Source organism: Syntrophorhabdaceae bacterium, assembly GCA_028713955.1.
GTDB lineage: Bacteria > Desulfobacterota > Syntrophorhabdia > Syntrophorhabdales > Syntrophorhabdaceae > UBA5609.
Genome location: JAQTNJ010000295.1, coordinates 1 through 3501, shown reverse-complemented (window position 1 = coordinate 3501; position 3501 = coordinate 1). Strand labels below are relative to the sequence as shown.

The 3501-nt window shown below is 52.3% G+C and carries 5 protein-coding genes; all 5 read left to right on the top strand.

Features of this window, described 5'->3' with window-relative positions; genetic code table 11:
• Positions 1–224, top strand: a 224-nt coding sequence (locus tag PHU49_16005; GenBank protein MDD5245513.1) for a hypothetical protein, incomplete at its 5' end; no start/stop codon positions are given.
• Positions 221–1450: an ankyrin repeat domain-containing protein gene (locus tag PHU49_16000; GenBank protein ID MDD5245512.1), complete on the top strand. Its 1230-nt coding sequence runs from the start codon at positions 221–223 to the stop codon at positions 1448–1450. The genes PHU49_16005 and PHU49_16000, both read left to right, overlap by 4 nt.
• On the top strand, positions 1441–2004 hold the full coding sequence (locus PHU49_15995) for a hypothetical protein (GenBank protein ID MDD5245511.1): 564 nt from the start codon (positions 1441–1443) through the stop codon (positions 2002–2004). The genes PHU49_16000 and PHU49_15995 overlap by 10 nt, the downstream gene beginning before the upstream one ends.
• Positions 2005–2050: 46 nt before the next feature.
• Positions 2051–2905, top strand: a complete 855-nt coding sequence (locus PHU49_15990) for a tetratricopeptide repeat protein (GenBank protein MDD5245510.1) — start codon at positions 2051–2053, stop codon at positions 2903–2905.
• 370 nt (positions 2906–3275) lie between these two features.
• A partial coding sequence (locus tag PHU49_15985) for a hypothetical protein (GenBank protein MDD5245509.1) occupies positions 3276–3501 on the top strand: 226 nt, incomplete at its 3' end.

Genomic DNA, 3501 nt, shown 5'->3' with positions numbered 1-3501 from the left:
TGTACGGGGTAAGTTCTCCCAAGGCCGATGTAGTAAGATTGCTGATAGAAAAGGGGGCGAACCTCAATGTGACTGACAAGCTCGGCCTTAATACGGCATTAAGCCTGGCGCAATTTTTTGCAAAAGGGAAGAGCTTCGGGCCGCAGAAGCAAAAAGAGATTGAAGAGATTGTGCGAATGCTTGAAAGGGCAGGAGCAAAGCTGCCCGTGGGGTATGTAAAATGAAGCAGATTATTCGATGTCTTGTTCTGGCTTTGGAGTTGTGTCTGATTACGGTGTTTGTCGTCTCGGCCGGCGAACTTGAAAATAAGCTCATGGACGAGGCCATAAATAATCAGGCCAATGCCGTACGCACCCTGATCGAAAAGGGTGCCAACGTAAACGCAAAAGACAGTGATGGCTACACAGCTCTGCTTTGGGCGGCTTACTACGGCAATACCGACGTCGTCCGCGCATTGATCGAGAAGGGGGCGGATGTCAATGCACAAAACAAAAGAAAACAGACCCCTCTTCATCTGGCAGCCGACAAGGGCCATACCAACACGGCAAGGCTCCTTGTGGAAAAAGGCGCGGATGTCAACGCTAAAGACACGTTCGGCGATACCCCGGCTATTACTGCCGACAAACAAAACCATCCGCAGACTGCAGCAATAATCCGCAGTCAGGGCGGCGGTTCTGCCCGCCAGGACTTCGATGCCCTTATAAAGAGCGGCAGCCGGAATCTCGAGACAATCGTCCGCATGGCACGTTCCCTCAAGCCGCCGCCAACGGTACCGCAGGCAGCCAGGGACGAGATGACAAAAGGTATGGCCGCCTTCAAGTTTGCGAAGCGTCCGGAGGATTTTGCCGCAGCGGAAGAGCACTTCGACAGGGCTTCCCGTCTGGCGCCATGGCTCCCCGAGCCCTACTTCAACCTGGCGCTTGCGCAGGAAAAGGGCGCCTATGCACGGGGACAACAGCGGAAGTTCCACGATGCGCTACAAAGTCTCGAAAAATACCTCATTGCCGTCTCTGATCCCAAAGACATCCAGGCAGGCAAGCAAAAGATGGCGGAACTGGACATACAGATCAAACGCTACGATGACTACGCGAGCGAGGTCAACGCGGGCGTGACAGCATACAAAAAAGGGCCGGGCGGATATACTGAGGCCATCAGGCACTGGAGAAAAGCAGTCGAGATATACCCCGACCATCCCGAGGCCGACCGGGCCTATTTTAACATTGGCGAGGTCTACATGTACCAGGGGGATCTGGATGGGGCGTACAAGAATATGCAGAAGGCCTTTGATCTGATGCCGGACCCCTCCGAATCCGACCGACCGGGACGATACACCAATATGGGCGTAGTCCTGGAGCGTCGCGGCGACCGGGCCAGGGCCTGCATATACTACAGGAAGGGTTGCAACAACGGCTCGAAGGTAAGCTGCGGCAACATGTCGAATTGTCCGTAGAGATGAGCGCCCCGAAATTTCTATCATTTGAATTTCATGCCCGTTATTTCCCCGGCATGTTGCTGAGCCGTCTGCGTCCCGGCGGGAGGTCGGCAACGGGCTTTCCCTCAACGATGGAACACCATATCGTCCTCGCCGTCTGTATCATCCTTCTCGCTTTCGGAGTTCCCGTCGCAGTGTCCGGCGGTTCTATCGTCGGCTGGATCGCAGGCGGCATCGGCGCTGCGGGAACAGTCGCCCTGGTCATCAACAGCGTACTGTCGCGCAGGGGAGAGCCGCCCTCGTATGATGATTTCCTTGCGGGTATATTTTTCTTTTTCGTCTTTCTGGGAATATCCTGCGGCGTCTTCGTCGGCACGCTTCAGCACTCACTCTTTCTGGGCCTGATGACAGGCCTTGCAGGATTTATCGCCGGATATCTGATCGGCATCCTGGCCGGTCTCTGGCTCCAGTATCTCGGCTGGCTCTCCGTTACTATGAACGGCCTGGCGGGCATCGCAGTACTGGGAATGCTCGTCGTGGACCTGGTGCTTTTGTCAGGGGCCTTATTTTGATAACAAAGGATTTCAACAATAAAAAGATCTGCAGGAGGAATAAACAATGAAAAAGATCTGTCCGACAACATTGTTGGTATTCATGCTCATACTTGTGTGCATGTCTGCTTCTCACGCCCAGTCCCCTCAGCAGACCCTCACGCAGTACCTCTCCGACCTCCAGAAGAATCCCAACGACTATGCCCTGCGCGAGAAGATCATCAAACACGTGCAGACGATGAGGCCGGCGCCTGCGATACCGGAAGCGGCCGAGAGGTATATGGCACGCGGTGCGGCGGCAGTGAAAGGAGCAAAGGACACAAACGATTTCAAGGACGCTGTACGGGAGCTCGAAAAGGCAACTCTGGCAGCGCCCTGGCTCGCAAACGCCTATTACAATCTTGGCTTCGCACAGGACAAGGCGGGTCTTTATGCGGATGCGATAAAGAACCTCAGGCTCTATCTTCTTGCGGCCCCGAACGCTGCTGATGCGAAGAAGGTGAAGGAACTGATCTACGAAATCGAATACCGCCAGGAAAAGGCGGCAAAAACGGAAATAAGAGCCAAAGCCGAGGAAAAGAAAAAAGGATTAAGAGATCTGGTTGGAAACTGGTACAGAAAAGAACCTTACGACCATGCCCGCGAAAAGTATGCAAACTATGCCCATTACAGGGGCGAAATGAGGGGAGGAGAACTGTTCCTCATATACGTGATCGATGTGCCTTATTGGGATTGGCGCAAAGGGGAGGAGAGGGTCTTCTTTATCGCGAATAGGTTGCAAGGCAACACGCTGGTTGGCAGATTTCCGGGAGGCCATGAACCGGGAACCTACGAAATCACCGTCAGCCGGGATTTTAATGATTGGGAATTCTACTACAAGGACCAAGACGTGACCGGCAGACAGACGTATACACGGAGGTGAGCGTTTTTCTCTTGAATTCCATGTCGCGAATCATATGCCTTTAGCCACAGGCTTTGCGTGAACGTGTGCATGTCCAGCTTCGCTGGAGTTCGGGGTGAGGCGCCTATGGCGCAGTGAACAGTTCGGGGCGAACAGGTCATATGATAAAGGTGTAGTGTAGTATGAGCTGCCTTTGTAGCTATCAGCAATCAGCTGTCAGACCTATTCCTTATTGTCATTGCGAGCGAAGCGCGGCAATCTCATACAATAGGACGGATCGCTGGGAAAGGGTATTCAAATAGCCATCGATTCCTTCATTCATCTTTTAATGGTTTGAATAAACGCCTGCAACATAGTAGAGTAAACAACAAAAGGTTCAAGGCAATTCACTATGAAGATTACTATTCGTCTTATCGTTTCTCTTGTTTTTGTCGTTGCGCTGGTAGCTATCATCTTTTCATTTTACCAGGTAAGGGTAGAACATGGGAGACTTGTTAACGATCTGGAAAGAAGAACCGTCTTATTAGCTGAAAGCCTCCAGGAATCAGTAAAACCCCTTTCGCAGTCAAAATCTTTTGTCAAATTAAACCGCTTTGTGGAGCGATTCGGAAATCGTG

Bases quoted from the DNA above. Each gene is read 5' to 3' on its own strand.
- PHU49_16000 (MDD5245512.1), top strand. From the start codon at position 221: ATGAAGCAGATTATTCGATGTCTTGTTCTGGCTTTGGAGTTGTGTCTG.
- PHU49_15990 (MDD5245510.1), top strand. From the start codon at position 2,051: ATGAAAAAGATCTGTCCGACAACATTGTTGGTATTCATGCTCATACTT.